Below are 21,972 nucleotides of genomic sequence, written 5' to 3' on the forward strand. Positions count from 1 at the left end.
AAAGAAAAAGGAATAACGATCATGTCACTACAAGAAGAAATCAAGAAACGACGCACTTTTGCGATCATCTCTCACCCGGACGCGGGTAAGACCACTATTACCGAGCAGTTGCTCTACTTTGGGGGTGAAATTCGTGAGGCAGGTACGGTCAAGGGGAAAAAGACTGGTAACTTTGCCAAGTCTGACTGGATGGATATCGAGAAACAGCGTGGTATCTCTGTTACCTCATCTGTTATGCAGTTTGACTATGCGGGCAAGCGGGTTAACATTTTGGATACGCCAGGACACGAGGACTTCTCTGAGGATACCTATCGGACCTTGATGGCGGTGGATGCGGCTGTCATGGTGGTGGACTCTGCCAAGGGTATCGAGGCCCAGACTAAAAAACTCTTTGAGGTTGTGAAGCACCGCAACATCCCAGTCTTTACCTTCATCAACAAGTTGGACCGTGATGGTCGTGAGCCGCTTGATTTATTGCAGGAGTTGGAAGAAGTCTTGGGCATTGCCAGCTATCCGATGAACTGGCCGATTGGTATGGGGAAATCCTTCGAGGGACTCTATGACCTCCATAACAAACGCTTGGAACTCTACCGTAGCGAGGAGCGTTTTGCAAGCTTGGATGAGGGTGATAAGTTATTTGGCTCCAACCCATTTTATGCACAAGTTCTGGATGATATTGAACTTTTGGCGGAAGCTGGAAATGAATTTTCAGAGCAGGCGATTTTGGACGGCGATTTGACCCCTGTTTTCTTCGGTTCAGCCCTGACCAACTTTGGTGTGCAGACCTTCCTTGATACCTTCTTGGAATTTGCTCCAGAGCCACATGGTCACAAGACAACGACAGGGGATGTCATTGACCCGCTCAATAAAGATTTTTCAGGCTTTGTTTTCAAAATCCAAGCCAACATGGATCCTCGTCACCGCGACCGCATTGCCTTTGTTCGTGTGGTTTCGGGTGAATTTGAACGCGGTATGGCGGTCAACCTGCCTCGTACAGGCAAGGGGGCTAAGTTGTCCAACGTGACCCAGTTCATGGCCGAGTCCCGTGAGAATGTGGAAAATGCAGTGGCGGGGGACATTATCGGGGTTTACGATACAGGAACCTATCAGGTAGGAGATACCCTGACCGTAGGCAAGAACAAGTTTGAATTCGAACCGCTACCAACCTTTACTCCGGAAATTTTCATGAAAGTGTCTGCTAAAAACGTCATGAAACAAAAATCCTTCCACAAGGGAATTGAGCAACTGGTGCAAGAAGGAGCTATCCAGCTCTACAAGAACTACCAGACAGGCGAGTATATGCTGGGTGCTGTTGGTCAGCTCCAGTTTGAAGTTTTCAAACACCGCATGGAAGGCGAGTACAATGCAGAAGTGGTCATGACACCAATGGGTAAAAAGACAGTCCGTTGGATCAAGCCAGAAGACCTGGATGAACGCATGTCTTCAAGCCGTAATATTCTTGCTAAAGACCGCTTTGACCAACCAGTTTTCCTTTTTGAAAATGACTTCGCCCTCCGCTGGTTTGCGGACAAATATCCGGATGTGGAGTTGGAAGAGAAGATGTAATACGCTTTGAAAATCAAGTTAAAACTTCGTTAAGTCGCTTCGATGAACCTTAAGTTCAATCTTCAGCTCCTTGCCTAGTTTTATTCTTGATTTTCTTTGCGTATTAAAGTCAGTATTCAGCTTTGAAAATCAAGCTAAAACTTCGTTAAGTTGCTTCGATGAACCTCTAGTTCAATCTTCATCTAACCCAATTAACTCTATAATAAGTCAGGCAAGCCCTGGCTTATTTTAATTTTGTTATCATTGCAAAAAAAGTATTATTATAATATGCTATAGTAGTATAAACGGAAATGGATTGGAGGTCTGAACTTTGTTTTACTACCTTAGAAAATGCAAGTTGGCAATAGTTGCTTATATTGCTGTGTCGGTGGTCTATGCTCTGATTTTAGCGGCAACGGGTTTTATTTATGCGCAAGTTTCGGAAGCGGCCATATCTGGTGACCAAAAGGCATTTATGACTAGTTCGGTGATTGCAGTGGTATTCTTTTTATGTGACGGCTATTTTGATTACCTGCCGCGCTATTTCAAGTTTAAGGTAATCAATCAGATTATGGAAGAGACGCGCAATCAATTAGTGACTGTCTATGCGCGTGAGGACTTAGGAGAGGCAGCAAAAGACAGTCAGGCAGATAAGGTCCATGTCTTGGTTCATCATCTGAACATCTTAGAAACTACCTATCTAACGCCGCTTCTATCCATGGTGACAAGCATATTAGTCTTTAGTTTTTCCTTGATAGGGGCTCTCTACCTTCAAGGAACCATGGCTATGATCATGTTGGCGCTCTGCTTTATTCCATTTTTGGCTCCGGTGATTAATAAGGGGATTTTAGCTCGTGTGACAAAGGACAGTCAGGAGGAGAAGAATGCCTATCTCGCCTTGTTTAGTGAGTTTGTAGAAGCTCTCTCTTTTATCCGCATCAGCACCATCACGCCAGTTTTTCAAGAAAAGCTGGCGGTATCTAGTCAGGAATACACTAGGCGTGCTAACCGTTTTGCCCAAAAACAATCCCAGACCTATGCGGTTTCCTACAGTTTGAGCAGCGTAGTCTATTCAGGTTCCTGGATTATTGGAGGGATATTTGTCTTCCAAGGTCTGCTGAACATTTCGGATTTGATTGCTATGACAACCCTGATGGGAACTGTAGCAGGTCCTATCCAAACCATGTCAGGCTTGCTGACGGATTATCTTTCTAGTCGGACGGTTGTGGAGGAGTTGACAGGTCTCTTAAATAGGAAGGAAGAAGGTCAAGCTGCCAAGCCAGTTTTGAAGGAATCCATTACGAGCCTTGCTCTGGAAGGGATTGATTGTCGCTATCAAGACCATCTGATTGTGGAGAATTTTTCTTATCTTTTTCAGGCCAATAAAAAATATGCTATCTTGGGCAAGAGCGGGAGTGGGAAGACGACCTTGCTCCGCCTCTTGCTGGGGATTCAGAAACCAGAGGCTGGAAGAGTCCTGGTCAACCAGAGGAATCTGGCAGAACTGGATCAGCTTGCCCTCTTTCGGAAAATTTACTACCTACCGCAGAAAACCAATCTATTTACAGCTAGCATCGGGGATAATTTGACCTTGTTTGCACCTTTAGATGAGAATAAAGCAATGGGTTGCTTGCGGCAAGTTGGTTTAGAGGACTGGTTCTATCGGCAGGGAGATGGATTTGCTACTCTCTTGACCTCTTCTCAGCAATTATCAGGTGGGGAAGAGAGACGGTTTGATTTGGCGCGTGCCCTTTACCGTGATGCAGAGGTCTTTTTATTTGATGAACCTACAACAGGCTTAGATTCTCAAAGCGAACAATTGATTGCAGATAGTCTCGAGAAAATAAGGGACAAACTGGTGATTGTTGTGACACACTCTCAGGAGGAAAGTTTTTTAGCCCTCTTTGATGAGCAGGTTCATCTATCAGTTTGACAGCAGCAAAAACTCTTCTGGGGTTTTTGCTTTTTTTATTCCAAATTTTTCGGTAAAATAAGGAAAAGTAAAAAAGGAGTAAACAAATGGGTTTGTTTTCAGGTTTGATGGGCAATGCCTCGCAGATGAATAATGATAAGGTAGAGCAAGAGTTGGCAGACATCCTTCTGGATGCGGAACAGGTGGAGATGGCCTTTAGTTTGGTTCGCGATTTGATTGTTTTCACAGAACACCGTTTGATTTTGGTGGACAAACAAGGAATGTCAGGTAAGAAGGTTTCCTACAAGTCTATTCCCTATCGTTCGATTTCACGATTTACGGTCGAAACCTCCGGTCATTTTGACTTGGATGCTGAATTGAAGATTTGGATTTCTTCTGCGGCAGAACCAGCAGAAACTCTTCAGTTCAAGAGTGATAAGAGTGTTATTGCTATCCAAAAAGCCTTGGCATCCGCTGTTTTGGGGAAATAATCCTAACAATCTCGGTGTAGAATGAGTAGAAAGTGTATCCGCTTTCTACTTTTTTTGATATACTAAATATAGACAAATCCAGTAGGTGTTTTTATGTCAAAGATAGGTTTAAAAGATTGTTTACTGATTGTTATGGGTGGGATTTTGTATGCCCTAGTTTTGAATATGTTGGTCATTCCCCATGAGTTTGGAGAAGGTGGGGTCACAGGGCTTGCCTTGCTTTTTTACTACACTATGGGCATGGAAGCAGGGGTAACAAGTTTCATATTCAATGGCGTTCTCCTTGTTTTGGCCTACCGTTTTTTGAGTAGAGTAAGGGTCTTCTATACTTTTTTGGCAGTGGGTTCTATGTCGGTGACCATGTATGTGACAAGATTTCTACAAGCCCAATGGCTTCCGCTTATTCCCTCTGCTATTTTAGCTGGTCTAGCGACTGGTTTGTCCATGGCCCTGGTTCTTAAAGGAAACGGCTCAACAGCAGGCAGTGACATTGTTGCCCTATTATGTAACAAATATTTCAATTGGAAGATTACAAGGGTTATTTTGATTTTTGATATTTTGGTGGTGACACCCTTGGCTTTTAAAATTGGTTGGACCAAAACGTTTTGGACCCTGGTTATGGTCTTTCTTATCAGTAAATCCTTAGACTTGTGTTTGACCAAATGGAAATAGGATAGAACCTGTATTCACCAGTCAGTACTGGACGGTGAGTATAGGTTTTATTTTTTGAATTGGCTTCTTTCCAAACTTTTTTATTTTTTGGCTTGACGCTGTATTGTTTGTGTGATACAATTAAGACATCAAAACAAAGATACAAAAAGGAGACTTGTATGAATAGAGAGAATGTCTTGTTGCGGATTGAGGGGATGAGTAAGGTCTATGGTCAGCAGGCTGCGGTAGATCAGATATCCTTCGCCATCCAGCGTGGAGAGATTTGTGGCTTGGTTGGGCAAAATGGCGCGGGGAAAACAACTCTGATCCGAATCTTGTCAGGGCTGATTTTTCCCTCGGCTGGTCAACTGGTCTATCCAAAACCAGTGAAGATGGGGGCTATTATTGAGTCGCCTACTCTGTATCCCAACATGTCTGCCTGGGACAATCTCATGTATGCGGCTCTGCAATTATCCCTGGAAAATCCCAAGGAGCGTATCCAGCAGGTGCTGGACTTGGTTGGTCTGGGGGATGTGGATCGGAAGAAGAAGGTCAAAAATTTTTCGCTTGGGATGCGGCAGCGGATGTCCATTGCCTTGGCGATTATTGATTTTCCAGAGTTTTTGATTTTGGATGAGCCGATCAATGGTTTGGATCCGTCTGGGATCAAGGAGGTGCGGGACATTATCTTGCGCTTGCGGGATGAGTACGGAATGACGGTCTTGATTTCTAGTCATATCTTGTCGGAGTTGGAGTTGTTGGCAGATCGTTTTGTCATCATGCACAAGGGCAAGGTCATTCGTGATCTGACCAGGTCTGATTTGGCAGCGGTCGTGGCGAGAAAGCTCTATCTGGATACGGCAGACAATGCAGCTGTGAAGGCTTATTTGGAAGAAAAGGGGCTGGAAGTTAGTTTGGAAGAGGCTGGTTTGGTCTTGGATGCGGATGAACATGTTCAATCTCTTATTGATTTGGTGGGTCAATCAGGGATTGAAATTCTGGAGATTTACCGTCAGGGCCAGCATTTGGAAGAGTATTATTTGAGTTTGTTGAACTAGGAGGAAGTGGAAAATGAATTTGGTGAAAGCAGATTGGTATCGTATTCGTAAGGAAAGATTGTCCTTGGTTAGTCTGGCAATCTTGATTGTCCTCAGTCTGATTTTGGCCTATAGCAGTAGTAAGGAGTTGACTTCTGTAGGGGCTGAGGATATTCTGTCTAACTGGACAAACTTGTTGCCTCTCTTTTTTGTGGCGCCAGCCAAGATTTTCTTTGGGGATGATTTCCAGTTTCGGACAGTCAATAATAGTCTGGTGCGTACCCAGAACCGTTTGAAGATTTTTACTCACAAGTGGTTGTCTAGTGTCGGACTTTGCTTATTCTATGTCTTGTTTGCTTATATGCTGACTGGTTTTGCTCGTCAGATGATGAATGGGGCAGCAGATTATTGGGTTCTTGTAGAAGGTTTTGTTTATCAGTTGCCCTTTTATATTGTGATTGCTAGTTTTTGTACAATCTTGTTTGTCATTTTTCCAAAAATCTATCAAGCATATATGGTGTATATATTGATTGCCTTCTTGTTTGATCAGTTGTTCATGATGGCGACAGGCATTCTTCTTAAAACGGATTTTTTTGCGGACTTTATGATGTTTTCACAAGTATCTGTGGCAGCTGACTTGGAGAACTTGCTTTCTTGGCCATCAATCTTGGCGCGGGTCTTTAGTTTGGGCTACTTCATCTGCGGTGCTCTGCTATTTTCAAAAAAGGAATTGAAGTAAGAATAGGCAATCTCGAGAGAGGTTGCTTTTTGTGAAAACGTATTATTTTGATTTCCAAGGTAAATCCTCACCTTAATGCTGAGAATGTGTTATACTAGGTAAGTTGCAAGTCTGATACTGGTTTACTCTGCGAAAATCAAAGCCATCCGTTGTCAACTCGTCTTGGTGAGTGAAAAGCTCCAGTGGAACTTTTCAGCCTGTTACCTACAAACAAGGAAGTAACAGTGTTCTACCTTCGACTAATTGTCACGAACAATGTTCGTGGGATTTCCCACCACCAACAGTCACTACTCTGACTGTTGTGACACGAACAATGTTCGTAGGATTTCCCACCTCCAACAGTCACTACTCTGACTGTTGTGACACGAACAATGTTCGTAGGATTTCCCACCTCCAACAGTCTATTCCTAGACTGTTGTGACACGAACAATGTTCGTAGGATTTCCCACCTCCAACAGTCTATTCCTAGACTGTTGGAGCTAGGCTAATTTTGATTTTCATTGAGTAGTAGTTCGCTGCCAGTGGAAATAATTGTTACAAAAAAAGTGAGATAAGGTAGCTTCGCACTGCCTTGTAAAAGAAAGGAAATGCGTTAGGAAACTAGTTCGGGAAGAGTATTCGAACCCGTGCTAAAAACTTCGTGAAAAAGATAGACTTCCTAGTGTGTGCCCACACTGCGTCAGTCTCCTATTTTCACCTTGTTTTCTTAACGCACTTGGTATCATAATTGAAATTTACAGATTTACAGTTGTCAGAAGACATTTTGCTTGCCGTTGAGAAGGCTGGTTTTGAAACGCCGTCACCAATCCAGGAGCAGACCATTCCGCTTGCTCTTGAAGGCAAGGATGTGATTGGTCAGGCCCAGACGGGGACAGGGAAAACCGCAGCTTTTGGTCTGCCAACCCTCAACAAGATTGACATCGACAATCAAGCTGTTCAAGCCTTGATTATTGCCCCAACGCGTGAGTTGGCGGTGCAAAGTCAAGAGGAGCTTTTCAAATTTGGTCGTGAAAAGGGTGTAAAAGTTCGCTCTGTTTACGGCGGTTCTAGCATTGAAAAACAAATCAAGGCTCTTCGCTCGGGTGCCCACATCGTAGTTGGTACACCTGGTCGTCTCTTGGACTTGATTAAACGCAAGGCTCTCAAGCTTGACGGTGTTGAAACCCTTATTCTTGATGAAGCGGATGAAATGCTTAACATGGGCTTCTTGGATGATATTGAAGCCATCATCGAACGTGTGCCAGAAAGCCGTCAAACTCTTCTATTTTCTGCGACCATGCCTGATCCAATCAAGCGTATCGGTGTTAAGTTCATGAAAGAACCTGAGCACGTTAAGATTGCGGCCAAGGAATTGACCAACGTCAACGTGGACCAATACTATATCCGTGTCAAAGAAAATGAGAAATTTGACACCATGACACGCCTTATGGACGTTGACCAGCCAGAATTGTCTATCGTCTTCGGTCGTACTAAGCGCCGTGTTGACGAATTGACGCGTGGTTTGAAATTGCGTGGTTTCCGTGCAGAAGGTATCCATGGAGATTTGGACCAAAACAAGCGCCTTCGTGTCATCCGTGACTTTAAAAATGACCAGATTGATGTCTTGGTTGCGACAGACGTAGCAGCACGTGGTTTGGATATCTCAGGTGTGACACACGTCTACAACTACGATATTCCACAAGACCCAGAAAGCTATGTGCACCGTATCGGTCGTACAGGTCGTGCTGGTCAATCCGGTCAGTCTATTACCTTTGTATCTCCAAATGAGATGGGCTACTTGGCTATCATCGAAGATTTGACCAAGAAACGTATGAAGGGACTGAAGCCGGCAACTGCTGAAGAGGCCTTTGAAGCCAAGAAAAAAGTTGCTTTGAAGAAGATTGAGCGTGATATGGTTGATGAAACTATCCGTAGCAATTTTGATAAGTTTAAGAAGGATGCTGTTAAATTGGCAGCTGAATTTACCCCTGAAGAGCTTGCTCTCTACGTACTCAGCCTAACTGTACAAGATCCAGATAGCTTGCCAGAGGTAGAAATTGCGCGTGAAAAACCATTGCCATTCAAGTTTGCGCCTGGTCAAGCCAAGGGCAAGGGTGGACGTGCTGGTCGCGACCGTGATCGTGGAGGTCGTCGTGATGGTGACCGCAATCGAGATCGTGGAGGACGTCGTGGTGACCGCAATGACCGCAACCGTCGCGATGACAAGTTCAAACGTGACAACCGCCGTCAAGATAATAAAAAACCACACCAACGCACCTCAAGTGAAAAGAAAACAGGCTTTGTAATTCGCAATAAGGGTGAGAGATAAAAAGTATATTTATACAAGGAGTATTTCCTCAAGGGGATACTCTTTTTTATGGCTCTTTGTCAACTGTAGTGGGTAGATGAAAAGCTAACACCTAGAGAGGACGAAGTTCGTTCTCTCTTTCTTTATGTTCAAAGCAATCAAAATACGTTTTTTAAAATTTTCAAAGTTCCTGAAACCAAAGGCATTTCTTTTAATGACTTTGATGAGATTGTTGGTAGCTTCCAGTTTGGCGTTCGAATAAGGCAATTCCATGGCGTTTAAAACCTTTTCTTTATCCTTTAGAAATGTCTTAAATACCGTCTGGAAAATAGGATTAACATTGGCTATTTCCTGTTCGATAAGGTCAAAGAAATGATCTGAGTTTTTCTCTTGGAAATGGAACAAGAGAAGCTGATAGAGTTCATAGTGCTGTCGTAGTTCCTCTGAAAAAGACAGTAGTTTTTCTAGGATTTCCTTGTTAGTCAAGTGCATGCGAAACATAGGGCGATAAAATCGTTTATCGCTGAGTTTACGGCTATCTTGTTGTATCAATTTCCAGTAGCGTTTCAAGGACCGGTATTCCTGCGATTTTCTGTCGAATTGATTCATAATTAGAATACGAACGCGGTTCATAGCACGGCTAAGGTGCTGCACAATGTGAAAGCGGTCCAGAACAATCTTGGTGTTTGGAAATAGCTGTCTAGCCAATTTGTAGTAAGGACTAAACATATCCATGGTAATGACTTTGACTTGATTTCTAACCTTTCTAGGATAGCGTAGAAAGTGGTTTCGGATGGTTGCTTGTGTTCTTCCGTCTAGAATAGTTATGACATTTAGGGAGTTGAAATCTTGAGCGATAAAGCTCATTTTCCCCTTTTTGAAGGCATACTCATCCCAGCTCATCACCTCAGGTAAGGTATTCCAATCTGTTTCAAACTTGAACTCATTAAGCTTTCTCATAACTGATGAGGTTGAGATAGATAGCCTGTGTGCAATATGTGTCATTGCTTGATTTTCGATGAGTAATTGAGCAATCTTCTGGTTAACAGCGACGGAGATTTGGTGGTTCTTCTTGACAAGAGGAGTTTCAGCGACCGCTATTTTTCTGCAATCTTTACACTTGAAGCGACGCTTTCTAAGTCGGATAAGCAAGGGATAACCAGCAGTTTCTAGGTAGGGAATTTTGGAGGGTTTTTGGAAGTCGTATTTTGCCATTTGTCCCTTGCAGGAGGGACATTTAGGGGCTGTATAATCCAAATGACCATGAAGTTCTAAGTGAGTTCCCATATCATATTCATTAGAGATAGTGATATTTTTGTCTTTAATTCTGAGAAGATTTGTGATAAGATTTAGTTGTTCCATATGAGTCTTTCTAATGTGAGTTTGGTTGCTTTTCATTATAGGCCATATGGGACTTTTTTTCTACAATCAAAAAGACTCCATAATATCCATAGAGGATTTACCCACTACAGATATTATAGAGCCTTTTTTATTTGTTGAAAACATGATTTTTTAAAAATGTATAAAATATAAGCAAATATTAAAATGCTCTAGTGATTGTTTTTTATTGAAATAAACAGAAATCTGAACATCTGTAAATAAATAAAAAAATATACCTATGCATATATATATATATATATATATCCTATAAGCTCAGCTTATGGTCTATTAGACTTACTTATAGTTACGCATATTCCCTTGAAAAAATCCTTACAAAATGATAGTATATATATGTTTATTAAAGGCGGATATTGATATATAGAAAGGAGGCCTTTTATGAAAAAAGGCAAGAAAGGTTTCGATTGGTACGCTGCAAGACAGCGGTTTTCAATCAGAAAATTTCATTTTGGTGCTGCCAGTGTACTTTTAGGAGTATCGCTAGTCTTGAGTGTGGGGAGTAAGGTAAGTGCTACCGAGGAAATACCGGTTTCTCCACCTGTGCAAGAAGTTGTTGTTAGTGAAGAAAGAGCAGATGGTTTGCCACTTTCAGAAGAAGTTTCGTCTGAAACATCAACACTTTTGCCTGTTAGTGAAGATGTAAAGGAAGAAGTGGTCACAGAACCAGTTCAACCAGCTGACGTTTTGCAAAGTGAAGAAGTCCAGTCGGAACCAGATCCCCTTGTGGAAGAAGAGGTTTTGTCTAGACAAGCTGTGCTTACTTATACTGTCCGCTATATTGACCCGATGAATGAGGTAATTTCATCAGAAACCTTATCCATAGAGCTGACAACTGTTGATCAGCAAGCTAGCTACAGTCTGGTAGTAGCATCTACAGTACCAGAGGGCTATCGTCTGGTAGTAGACCAGGATGCTCAACAGACTGTGAATATCCTTGAAGGTGTGGATAATCTTATAACCTTCCGCATTGAGAAAATAGAAAGTGATGAGGCTAAGCCAAATGCAGAATCGGCTTCTAGTCAGGAAGTCGTAAAAGATTCAAGTACTTCTCCAGCGGCAGAAAATGAAAACGCTATCTCAGATACTCAACCATTTGCAGAAGCTCCTGAAGTTCAAGCTAAGTCAGTCATAGAACGTACAGTCAATATTCCTTATAAGGTTGTTCAAACGGATGTGGAAACAGGTGAAGAGAAAAAGCTTGGTCAAGTAGGCTATGTTTCTGTTACGACTACTGATGAAGTAGCAAAGACGGAAGTAACTGTCACTGCTGATAAGCTTCGTTCAGGTTATCGTCTAGCAGATGGGCAGGCGAATGTCATAACTAAGGTTGTTGCTGAAAACGAAACCAACATACTTTCCTTTGCTGTAACTCGGAAAAAAGATGAGAAGGATAATCCGCTGACAGAAACGACCGTTGCAGCTAGTGGCGATGCGGATGGGACAAGTGGTTTTAGGGCTATCGAAAATGCTACAAGAAGTGCAAATACTGTATCTTATGTAACGACAGAGTGGATTGTTCCTGATGAGGCTAAAACAGTTGGTGCAAATTTTGACAAGGCAGCTGGCGATGCAAGTGTGACTGCGACGACAACAGTTGTTCCTACTGCCTATAAGACGACTGTACCCGAAGGACGAGAGGTCTTTATGGTCTTAAGCCTAGATTCACAAACAGATCCGAATAAGGCAACGACTTTTAATAAAAAATATAACAAAGACTATTTCTTCCAATTTTCTACAGCTAAAGAAGGAGAAATAAATAAAGTATATGCTGATCTAGTTGATAAGCGTCAAAACAATAAAATTTTAGAATCTATAGAGATTGCTCAAGGTTCTACAGGGAAATTTGCTAGCCTAGCCCAATATGAAGGAACTTCGGGCAACAATTTTAACTATCGTTTCGAATTTACTCCAGATCCAAGTAATTCTACAAGTAAAAACTTAAAAATCAATAACCCTAACGGTGGCAATGTCAATACAGTCATCTATGATAAGGTAAGCCCAAAATCTGTTGGGACAGAATTAAATATTCATGATGTTTTGGTTCCGGTTCGTACGACACAAGAAACGAAATATGTCGTAAAAGCTACAGAAAAGAGACCGGAAGAAACGCTTGCTACCTTTATTCAAAAAGGAGCATTGACCGGTGATAGCTACACGATTGCTGGTGCACTAGATTTTGATAAATATGAGCTAATTGCCGAAGATGTTCCGACAGTTCTTAAGGGAGATTTAGCGGCAGATTACAAGGTGGGTGCTAAAACGATTCAAAGTATCATGACGCACAATTTGGTGCGTGTATCGGAAGTGACCCAAAAAGATGGTACTCACAAGGTGCATATTTACCTCTTGAATCCTGATGGAACAAAGATGTTAACCCTTGATAGAAAGGGAGATATTACTGAAGCAGATCTTACTTCGGATAACTTTATCAAATTCTTTACGTCAGAAGATATTGTTCCTGGGGCAGTAAATACCTTAGAAGGTAGTCATAGTTATACTTCTAAACATCAGTTTGAGAGTTATAAAACTAAGCCTAAAACTGTTACAAATGTGATAACAGGGGAAACGAATAATTTTCCTAGAAATAATGAAAACTTCCCTGAAGGTAATTTCTTTATTCCAGAACACAAAGCTGTCAGCTTGAAAGGTAAAGATGGTAAACCTTTTGGGTTCGGCGGCGTTCAAATGAAGATGGTCAATGACAATGTAAAAAATGAGCAACATGTGACCTATTATTATGCCGAAAAAGGTAGTGTTATCATTCACTATGTGAATGATAAAGGAGAAACGATCAAGCGTAGTGCTACCCTTGTTGGACATGGGGCAACTGGTGAAGAGTACGATACAAAAAATTATAAGCATTTTAGTGTGTTTACAGGAGAAGGTGATGCGATAGATCAATATTATTTAAGGCGTATTGATCCATCAACTTCTACTCTAAGGCCAGTTACCGAAGATCCTAATGAGCTTAGAAGAATCGTAAAAATTGATGCTGAAACAGGTGTTGTCGAAAGAGATACTTTAAAAGAATTGACTTATGTCTACGAAAAAGCAGCAAAAGCATTAATGGAGATCTATTTAAGACCAGTGGATGTTGAAACGGGGAATGTAGCCGGTCCTGATAAGTTGTCTCATACTATAAGGGAACAAGGTGAAAAAGGAACGATTATTTCAAAACGTATTACGCTTGATATTCTACAGACCTATATAGATAAAGGGTATGAAGTAATTAGTGATGGTTTTTCTAATAAAACGACTTACTTCGATAGTATTGAGGATGGAGTCGGAACCGTAGCACCAAGTCAAGTTTATAAAATTATCTTGCGCGAAAAAATTAAGACGGTAACTCCTGATGCTCCTAAAGAGCCAAATACTCCGATAGACCCAACTAATCCAACTGGACCAAAATATCCAGACGGAGTAAAAGCAACAGACCTAAACGAAACAGTAAAACGTACAATCAAGTACCAATACGAAAACGGATCAGAGGCAAGCCCGACAGTTGAAGAAACATTGACATTTACTCGTACCGCTAAGGTAAATGTCGTTACTGGAGCTCTTGCCTATACCCCATGGACATCAACAGATGACGACTTCGATAAGGTAGACACACCAGCTATTGCAGGTTACACTCCAGACAAGGCAAGTGTCGAAGCTGAACTAGACGTGCCAGCTACTGCAGCAGACAAAGAAGTCATCGTAAGATATGTAAAAGACGCTCAAAAAGCGACCATCACATACAAAGATGACAAAGGAAAAACGCTGGGTAGTGTCGATGAAGTCACAGGTAAGTCAGGCGAGCCAATCAATTACAGCACAACCGCTCGTATCACTGAATTGAAAAACAAAGGATACGAAGTAGTAACAGATGGCTTCACTAAAGAAGGTGGTCAAGTCTTCGATACAGATAAGACTACAGACCAACCATTTGAAGTCGTCGTAAGAGAAAAAGTGGTAACAGTCACACCAGAAGATCCGAAAGATCCAGGCACTGAGGTAGATCCAGGCAACCCAGACGGACCAGAGTGGCCAGACGGTGTCAAAGAAAGTGACCTAAACGAAACAGTAAAACGTACCATCAAGTACCAATACGAAGACGGGTCAACAGCTAAGCCAGACGTAGAAGAAACACTAACCTACAAACGTACCGCAACTGTTAACTTGGTAACTAAAGAAGTGACCTATGGTGAATGGACCTCAGCTGATGATGACTTCGACAAAGTAGACACACCAGCTATTGCAGGTTACACTCCAGACAAGGCAAGTGTCGAAGCTGAACTAGACGTGCCAGCTACTGCAGCAGACAAAGAAGTCATCGTAAGATATGTAAAAGACGCTCAAAAAGCGACCATCACATACAAAGATGACAAAGGAAAAACGCTGGGTAGTGTCGATGAAGTCACAGGTAAGTCAGGCGAGCCAATCAATTACAGCACAACCGCTCGTATCACTGAATTGAAAAACAAAGGATACGAAGTAGTAACAGATGGCTTCACTAAAGAAGGTGGTCAAGTCTTCGATACAGATAAGACTACAGACCAACCATTTGAAGTCGTCGTAAGAGAAAAAGTGGTAACAGTCACACCAGAAGATCCGAAAGATCCAGGCACTGAGGTAGATCCAGGCAACCCAGACGGACCAGAGTGGCCAGACGGTGTCAAAGAAAGTGACCTAAACGAAACAGTAAAACGTACCATCAAGTACCAATACGAAGACGGGTCAACAGCTAAGCCAGACGTAGAAGAAACACTAACCTACAAACGTACCGCAACTGTTAACTTGGTAACTAAAGAAGTGACCTATGGTGAATGGACCTCAGCTGATGATGACTTCGACAAAGTAGACACACCAGCTATTGCAGGTTACACTCCAGACAAGGCAAGTGTCGAAGCTGAACTAGACGTGCCAGCTACTGCAGCAGACAAAGAAGTCATCGTAAGATATGTAAAAGACGCTCAAAAAGCGACCATCACATACAAAGATGACAAAGGAAAAACGCTGGGTAGTGTCGATGAAGTCACAGGTAAGTCAGGCGAGCCAATCAATTACAGCACAACCGCTCGTATCACTGAATTGAAAAACAAAGGATACGAAGTAGTAACAGATGGCTTCACTAAAGAAGGTGGTCAAGTCTTCGATACAGATAAGACTACAGACCAACCATTTGAAGTCGTCGTAAGAGAAAAAGTGGTAACAGTCACACCAGAAGATCCGAAAGATCCAGGCACTGAGGTAGATCCAGGCAACCCAGACGGACCAGAGTGGCCAGACGGTGTCAAAGAAAGTGACCTAAACGAAACAGTAAAACGTACCATCAAGTACCAATACGAAGACGGGTCAACAGCTAAGCCAGACGTAGAAGAAACACTAACCTACAAACGTACCGCAACTGTTAACTTGGTAACTAAAGAAGTGACCTATGGTGAATGGACCTCAGCTGATGATGACTTCGACAAAGTAGACACACCAGCTATTGCAGGTTACACTCCAGACAAGGCAAGTGTCGAAGCTGAACTAGACGTGCCAGCTACTGCAGCAGACAAAGAAGTCATCGTAAGATATGTAAAAGACGCTCAAAAAGCGACCATCACATACAAAGATGACAAAGGAAAAACGCTGGGTAGTGTCGATGAAGTCACAGGTAAGTCAGGCGAGCCAATCAATTACAGCACAACCGCTCGTATCACTGAATTGAAAAACAAAGGATACGAAGTAGTAACAGATGGCTTCACTAAAGAAGGTGGTCAAGTCTTCGATACAGATAAGACTACAGACCAACCATTTGAAGTCGTCGTAAGAGAAAAAGTGGTAACAGTCACACCAGAAGATCCGAAAGATCCAGGCACTGAGGTAGATCCAGGCAACCCAGACGGACCAGAGTGGCCAGACGGTGTCAAAGAAAGTGACCTAAACGAAACAGTAAAACGTACCATCAAGTACCAATACGAAGACGGGTCAACAGCTAAGCCAGACGTAGAAGAAACACTAACCTACAAACGTACCGCAACTGTTAACTTGGTAACTAAAGAAGTGACCTATGGTGAATGGACCTCAGCTGATGATGACTTCGACAAAGTAGACACACCAGCTATTGCAGGTTACACTCCAGACAAGGCAAGTGTCGAAGCTGAACTAGACGTGCCAGCTACTGCAGCAGACAAAGAAGTCATCGTAAGATATGTAAAAGACGCTCAAAAAGCGACCATCACATACAAAGATGACAAAGGAAAAACGCTGGGTAGTGTCGATGAAGTCACAGGTAAGTCAGGCGAGCCAATCAATTACAGCACAACCGCTCGTATCACTGAATTGAAAAACAAAGGATACGAAGTAGTAACAGATGGCTTCACTAAAGAAGGTGGTCAAGTCTTCGATACAGATAAGACTACAGACCAACCATTTGAAGTCGTCGTAAGAGAAAAAGTGGTAACAGTCACACCAGAAGATCCGAAAGATCCAGGCACTGAGGTAGATCCAGGCAACCCAGACGGACCAGAGTGGCCAGACGGTGTCAAAGAAAGTGACCTAAACGAAACAGTAAAACGTACCATCAAGTACCAATACGAAGACGGGTCAACAGCTAAGCCAGACGTAGAAGAAACACTAACCTACAAACGTACCGCAACTGTTAACTTGGTAACTAAAGAAGTGACCTATGGTGAATGGACCTCAGCTGATGATGACTTCGACAAAGTAGACACACCAGCTATTGCAGGTTACACTCCAGACAAGGCAAGTGTCGAAGCTGAACTAGACGTGCCAGCTACTGCAGCAGACAAAGAAGTCATCGTAAGATATGTAAAAGACGCTCAAAAAGCGACCATCACATACAAAGATGACAAAGGAAAAACGCTGGGTAGTGTCGATGAAGTCACAGGTAAGTCAGGCGAGCCAATCAATTACAGCACAACCGCTCGTATCACTGAATTGAAAAACAAAGGATACGAAGTAGTAACAGATGGCTTCACTAAAGAAGGTGGTCAAGTCTTCGATACAGATAAGACTACAGACCAACCATTTGAAGTCGTCGTAAGAGAAAAAGTGGTAACAGTCACACCAGAAGATCCGAAAGATCCAGGCACTGAGGTAGATCCAGGCAACCCAGACGGACCAGAGTGGCCAGACGGTGTCAAAGAAAGTGACCTAAACGAAACAGTAAAACGTACCATCAAGTACCAATACGAAGACGGGTCAACAGCTAAGCCAGACGTAGAAGAAACACTAACCTACAAACGTACCGCAACTGTTAACTTGGTAACTAAAGAAGTGACCTATGGTGAATGGACCTCAGCTGATGATGACTTCGACAAAGTAGACACACCAGCTATTGCAGGTTACACTCCAGACAAGGCAAGTGTCGAAGCTGAACTAGACGTGCCAGCTACTGCAGCAGACAAAGAAGTCATCGTAAGATATGTAAAAGACGCTCAAAAAGCGACCATCACATACAAAGATGACAAAGGAAAAACGCTGGGTAGTGTCGATGAAGTCACAGGTAAGTCAGGCGAGCCAATCGACTACAGAACAACAGATCGAATTACAAAACTGACAAACCAAGGATACGAATTAGTTCGTGACGGCTTCACTAAAGATGGTGGACAAGTCTTCGACACGGATAAAGCTACGGACCAAGCCTTCACCGTTGTTGTGAAAGAACGTGTTGTAACGGTCACACCAGACAATCCGAAAGATCCAGGCACTGAGGTTGACCCAGGTAACCCAGCCGGACCGAAATATCCAGACGGCGTCAAAGCTACAGACCTAAACGAAACAGTAAAACGTACCATCAAGTACCAATACGAAGATGGTTCTGAAGCCCAGCCAGATGTCGTTGAAACACTGACCTACAAACGTACAGCAACAGTCAACCTAGCGACAAAAGAAGTAACATATGGACAATGGACATCAACAGATGACGACTTCGATAAGGTAGATACCCCAGCTATTGCAGGATACACAGCAGAGAAAGCAAGTGTAGAAGCAGAACTAGACGTGCCAGCAACAGCAGCAGACAAAGAAATCATCGTAAGATATGTCAAAGACGCCCAAAAAGCAACCATCACCTACCAAGATGAAGCAGGTAAGCAGTTGGGTGACGTAGACCAAGTGACAGGTAAGTCAGGAGAAAAAATCGACTACACAACAACAGCACGTATCACAGAACTGACAAACCAAGGATACGAATTAGTAACAGACGGATTTACAAAAGCCGGTGGACAAGTATACGACACAGACAAAGCTACAGACCAAAAATTCGAAGTAGTAGTAAGAGCAAAAACAGTTACTGTCACACCAGACGATCCGAAAGATCCAGGAACAGAAGTAGATCCAAAAAATCCAGCCGGACCAGAATGGCCAGATGGCTTGAAGGAAAGCGACCTCAATCAAACTGTTACACGTACCATCAAGTACCAATACGAAGATGGAAGTCAGGCTAAGGACGATGTCGTTGAAACGCTGACCTACAAACGTACAGCAACAGTCAACCTAGTGACAAAAGAAGTAACATATGGAGACTGGACATCAACAGATGACGACTTTGACAAAGTAGAGACACCAGCTATCGCAGGCTATACTCCAGACAAGGCAAGTGTGGCAGCTGAAGAAAATATCTTGGCAACCGCAGCTGACACTGAAGTCATCGTAACCTATGTAAAAGACGCACAAAAAGCGACAATTACATACAAAGATGACAAAGGACAAACACTAGGAAAAGTAGACGAAGTAACAGGTAAGTCAGGAGAAAAAATCGACTACACAACAGCAGCTCGTATTACTGAACTCACTAACCAAGGCTACGAAGTGGTTCGTGATGACTTCACCAAAGACGGTGGACAAGTCTTCGACATGGATAAAGCGACAGACCAAAGCTTCACCGTTGTTGTGAAAGCTAAAACTGTTACAGTCACCCCAGAAGATCCGAAAGATCCAGGCACTGAGGTAGATCCAGGCAACCCAGACGGACCGAAATATCCAGATGGCGTGAAAGCAAGTGACCTCAATCAAACTGTGACCCGTACCATCAAGTACCAATATGAAGATGGCTCAGAAGCTCAGCCAGATGTCGTAGAAACCTTGACCTACAAACGTACCGCAACGGTTAACCTGGTAACTAAAGAAGTGACTTATGGCGACTGGACCTCAGCTGATGATGACTTCGACAAAGTAGACACACCAGCCATCGCAGGCTACACTTCAGACAAGGCAAGTGTCGAAGCTGTTCAGGATGTTCCGGCAACTGATCCAGACACCGAAGTCATCGTTAGATATGTCAAAGACGCTCAAAAAGCTACCATCACCTACCAAGATGAAGGTGGTCAGCAGCTAGGAGCTATTGATGAGGTGACTGGTAAGTCAGGAGAGCCTATCAACTACACAACAACAGCACGTATCACTGAATTGAAAAACGAAGGATACGAAGTAGTAACAGATGGCTTCACTAAAGACGGTGGTCAAGTCTTCGACACGGATAAAGCTACGGACCAAGCCTTCACCGTTGTTGTGAAAGAACGTGTTGTAACGGTCACACCAGAAGATCCGAAAGAACCAGGCACTGAGGTTGACCCAGGTAACCCAGACGGACCGAAATGGCCAGATGGCTTGAAGGAAAGCGACCTCAACCAAGCTGTTACACGTACCATCAAGTACCAATACGAAGATGGAAGCAAGGCTAAGGACGATGTCGTTGAAACACTAACCTACAAACGTACAGCAACAGTCAACCTAGCGACAAAAGAAGTAACATATGGAGAATGGACTTCAACTGATAAGACCTTCGACAAGGTAGACACACCAGCAATCGCAGGCTACACACCAGACAAGGCAAGTGTTGAATCTGTTCAAGATGTTTCGGCAACTGACCCAGATACTGAAGTTGTTGTAACCTATGTCAAAGACGCACAAAAAGCGACAATTACATACAAAGATGACAAAGGAAAAACACTGGGTAGTGTCGATGAAGTCACAGGTAAGTCAGGAGAGCCTATCAACTACACCACAACAGCTCGCGTTACTGACCTCATTAACCAAGGCTACGAAGTGGTTCGTGATGACTTCACCAAAGACGGTGGACAAGTCTTCGACATGGATAAAGCGACAGACCAAACCTTCACAGTTGTTGTGAAAGCTAAAACTGTTACTGTCACACCTGAAGATCCGAAAGATCCAGGTACAGAAGTTGATCCAGGTAACCCAGATGGATCGAAATGGCCAGATGGCTTGAAGGAAAGCGACCTCAATCAAACAGTGACACGTACCATCACCTATGTGAATGAGGCTGGTGAAACAGTTTCGGCTGATGTTGTTCAGAAAGTAAGCTTCACACGAACAGCAGAAGTAAACTTTGTAACTGGCGAAATCACTTACGGTGAATGGACAGCGGCTCAAGAGTTGTCAGCAGTATCCTCTCCAGTAGTTAAGGGTCACTACACAGAAACTGTGACAGTAGCTGCTACAAGAGTAAATGCAGAAGATGCAGATATTACTGAGAAAGTTGTCTACAAGAAACTTGGAAACTGGGTGCCAAATGTTCCAGGTGAACAAGTGCCACCAATTCCGTATCCAAACCATCCAACAGATCCATCTAAACCAGGTATTCCAACTACTCCAGTAGTACCTGTTGTTCCAGGTTATGTACCAGTTGGACCAGACGGAAATGAATTGCCGAAGGATTCAAATGGAAACTATATTCCACCAGTTCCAACAAATCCTGGTGTAGATACACCTATTGACTATGTAGCAGTCGATCAAAAAGCGATTGTCAACTATGTAGATCAAGATGGCAAAGCCTTAGTAACTTCAGGTGATTTGATTGGTAAGTCTGGTGAGGTAATTAACTACAGCACAACTCCAACTATCGAAGATCTTCTCAAGAAGGGATATGAATTGGTTACCAACGAATTCCCTGAAGGAGCGACTTATGATAAGGATGCATCTGTAGATCAAGTCTACACGGTGACATTGAAAGAACGCATTGAACCAGTAGATCCTACGAACCCACCAAAACTAGGTGAGCCAGTAGATCCAACTGATCCAAACTCACCAGTATGGCCAGATTCAGTTAAGGGTCTTGTAACAACTCAAGAAGTTGTTCGTACCATCACCTATGTGAATGAGGCTGGTGAAACAGTTTCGGCTGATGTTGTTCAGAAAGTAAACTTCACACGTACAGCGGAAGTAAACCTTGTAACTGGCGAAATCACTTACGGTGAATGGACAGCAGCTCAAACCTTGCCAGCTCAAGATTCTCCAGTTGTTGCTGGTTACTATACTGAAACAGTAACTGTAGACGCAGTAACAGTAAATGCAGAAGATGCAGATATTACTGAGAAAGTTGTCTACAAGAAACTTGGAAACTGGGTACCAAACATCCCAGGTCAGCCACTGACCCCAATTCCGTATCCAAACCACCCAACGGATCCAAGTAAGCCAGGTACCGACCTACCAGTTCTACCGCATATTCCAGGCTATGTCCCAGTTGGACCAGACGGTGTCACTCCGTTGACCCCAGTTGATCCGAGTGATCCAAGCAAGGGTTACAAGTTGCCGCCTATCCCATCTGATCCAACAAATGATGTGCCGATTACTTATGTAGCAGAAAAACCGGTAGTACCAGAACAAACTCAACCAACTCCACCAGTTCTTCCAACTCCACCGGCGGAACCAGTGAAGCCTGTGGCTCCAGTTTCCCCTACTGTACCAGCTTCATCAGGACTGTCCGGTAAACCGATAGCAGAAAAAACAAGCCAAAGCACTTTGCCGAATACAGGTGATAGTCATTCAGACACTGTCCTGATGGCAGGAATTAGCTTGTTACTAGCTACACTCGGTATGGTTGTGAAAGTTCGGAGAGAAGAGTAGTTCTTAGTGTACATGAACAAGAGAGGATTTTCCTCTCTTGTTTTTTTGGCTCT

Annotated in this window: 9 protein-coding genes; 8 read left to right on the forward strand and 1 reads right to left on the reverse strand. The window is 43.1% G+C overall.

What is annotated here, in order from left to right:
* Positions 1-21 precede the first annotated feature (21 nt).
* The 7 genes from PW252_RS04030 (at position 22) to PW252_RS04060 (ending at position 8,683) form a co-directional block, all read left to right on the forward strand.
* Positions 22-1,566, forward strand: coding sequence for a peptide chain release factor 3 (locus tag PW252_RS04030; protein WP_029186246.1), 1,545 nt, complete (start codon positions 22-24; stop codon positions 1,564-1,566).
* A 310-nt stretch (positions 1,567-1,876) separates the two neighbouring features.
* On the forward strand, positions 1,877-3,478 hold the full coding sequence (locus PW252_RS04035; RefSeq protein WP_248051403.1) for an ATP-binding cassette domain-containing protein: 1,602 nt from the start codon (positions 1,877-1,879) through the stop codon (positions 3,476-3,478).
* 86 nt (positions 3,479-3,564) lie between these two features.
* Positions 3,565-3,948, forward strand: a complete 384-nt coding sequence (locus PW252_RS04040; protein ID WP_105118781.1) for a PH domain-containing protein — start codon at positions 3,565-3,567, stop codon at positions 3,946-3,948.
* Between the two features lie 93 nt (positions 3,949-4,041).
* Entirely contained in the window at positions 4,042-4,620 is a 579-nt protein-coding gene (locus tag PW252_RS04045; RefSeq protein ID WP_248051405.1) for a YitT family protein, read from the forward strand.
* A 158-nt stretch (positions 4,621-4,778) separates the two neighbouring features.
* The gene (locus PW252_RS04050) at positions 4,779-5,657 is read left to right on the forward strand and encodes an ATP-binding cassette domain-containing protein (RefSeq protein ID WP_248051407.1); all 879 of its coding nucleotides are present in this window, start codon (positions 4,779-4,781) and stop codon (positions 5,655-5,657) included.
* A 13-nt stretch (positions 5,658-5,670) separates the two neighbouring features.
* Positions 5,671-6,375, forward strand: a complete 705-nt coding sequence (locus tag PW252_RS04055; protein ID WP_248051410.1) for a hypothetical protein — start codon at positions 5,671-5,673, stop codon at positions 6,373-6,375.
* A gap of 727 nt (positions 6,376-7,102) precedes the next feature.
* On the forward strand, positions 7,103-8,683 hold the full coding sequence (locus PW252_RS04060) for a DEAD/DEAH box helicase (protein ID WP_248051412.1): 1,581 nt from the start codon (positions 7,103-7,105) through the stop codon (positions 8,681-8,683).
* An 84-nt stretch (positions 8,684-8,767) separates the two neighbouring features.
* Here PW252_RS04060 and PW252_RS04065 read toward each other — a convergent pair whose 3' ends face one another.
* Positions 8,768-10,024 carry an ISL3 family transposase gene (locus PW252_RS04065; protein WP_316716633.1) on the reverse strand — a complete coding sequence of 419 codons (1,257 nt, stop codon included), beginning with the start codon at positions 10,022-10,024 and terminating at the stop codon, positions 8,768-8,770.
* A 414-nt stretch (positions 10,025-10,438) separates the two neighbouring features.
* Between PW252_RS04065 and PW252_RS04070 the strand changes: the two genes are divergently transcribed.
* Positions 10,439-21,919, forward strand: coding sequence for a mucin-binding protein (locus tag PW252_RS04070; RefSeq protein ID WP_316716845.1), 11,481 nt, complete (start codon positions 10,439-10,441; stop codon positions 21,917-21,919).
* Positions 21,920-21,972 lie beyond the last annotated feature (53 nt).

Source organism: Streptococcus sp. 29887, from assembly GCF_032595075.1.
GTDB lineage: Bacteria > Bacillota > Bacilli > Lactobacillales > Streptococcaceae > Streptococcus > Streptococcus iners.

Coding starts and splice junctions, on each gene's coding strand:
- PW252_RS04030 (WP_029186246.1), top strand. CDS start 22: ATGTCACTACAAGAAGAAATCAAGAAACGACGCACTTTTGCGATCATC.
- PW252_RS04040 (WP_105118781.1), top strand. CDS start 3,565: ATGGGTTTGTTTTCAGGTTTGATGGGCAATGCCTCGCAGATGAATAAT.
- PW252_RS04045 (WP_248051405.1), top strand. CDS start 4,042: ATGTCAAAGATAGGTTTAAAAGATTGTTTACTGATTGTTATGGGTGGG.
- PW252_RS04050 (WP_248051407.1), top strand. CDS start 4,779: ATGAATAGAGAGAATGTCTTGTTGCGGATTGAGGGGATGAGTAAGGTC.
- PW252_RS04055 (WP_248051410.1), top strand. CDS start 5,671: ATGAATTTGGTGAAAGCAGATTGGTATCGTATTCGTAAGGAAAGATTG.
- PW252_RS04065 (WP_316716633.1), bottom strand. CDS start 10,024: ATGGAACAACTAAATCTTATCACAAATCTTCTCAGAATTAAAGACAAA.
- PW252_RS04070 (WP_316716845.1), top strand. CDS start 10,439: ATGAAAAAAGGCAAGAAAGGTTTCGATTGGTACGCTGCAAGACAGCGG.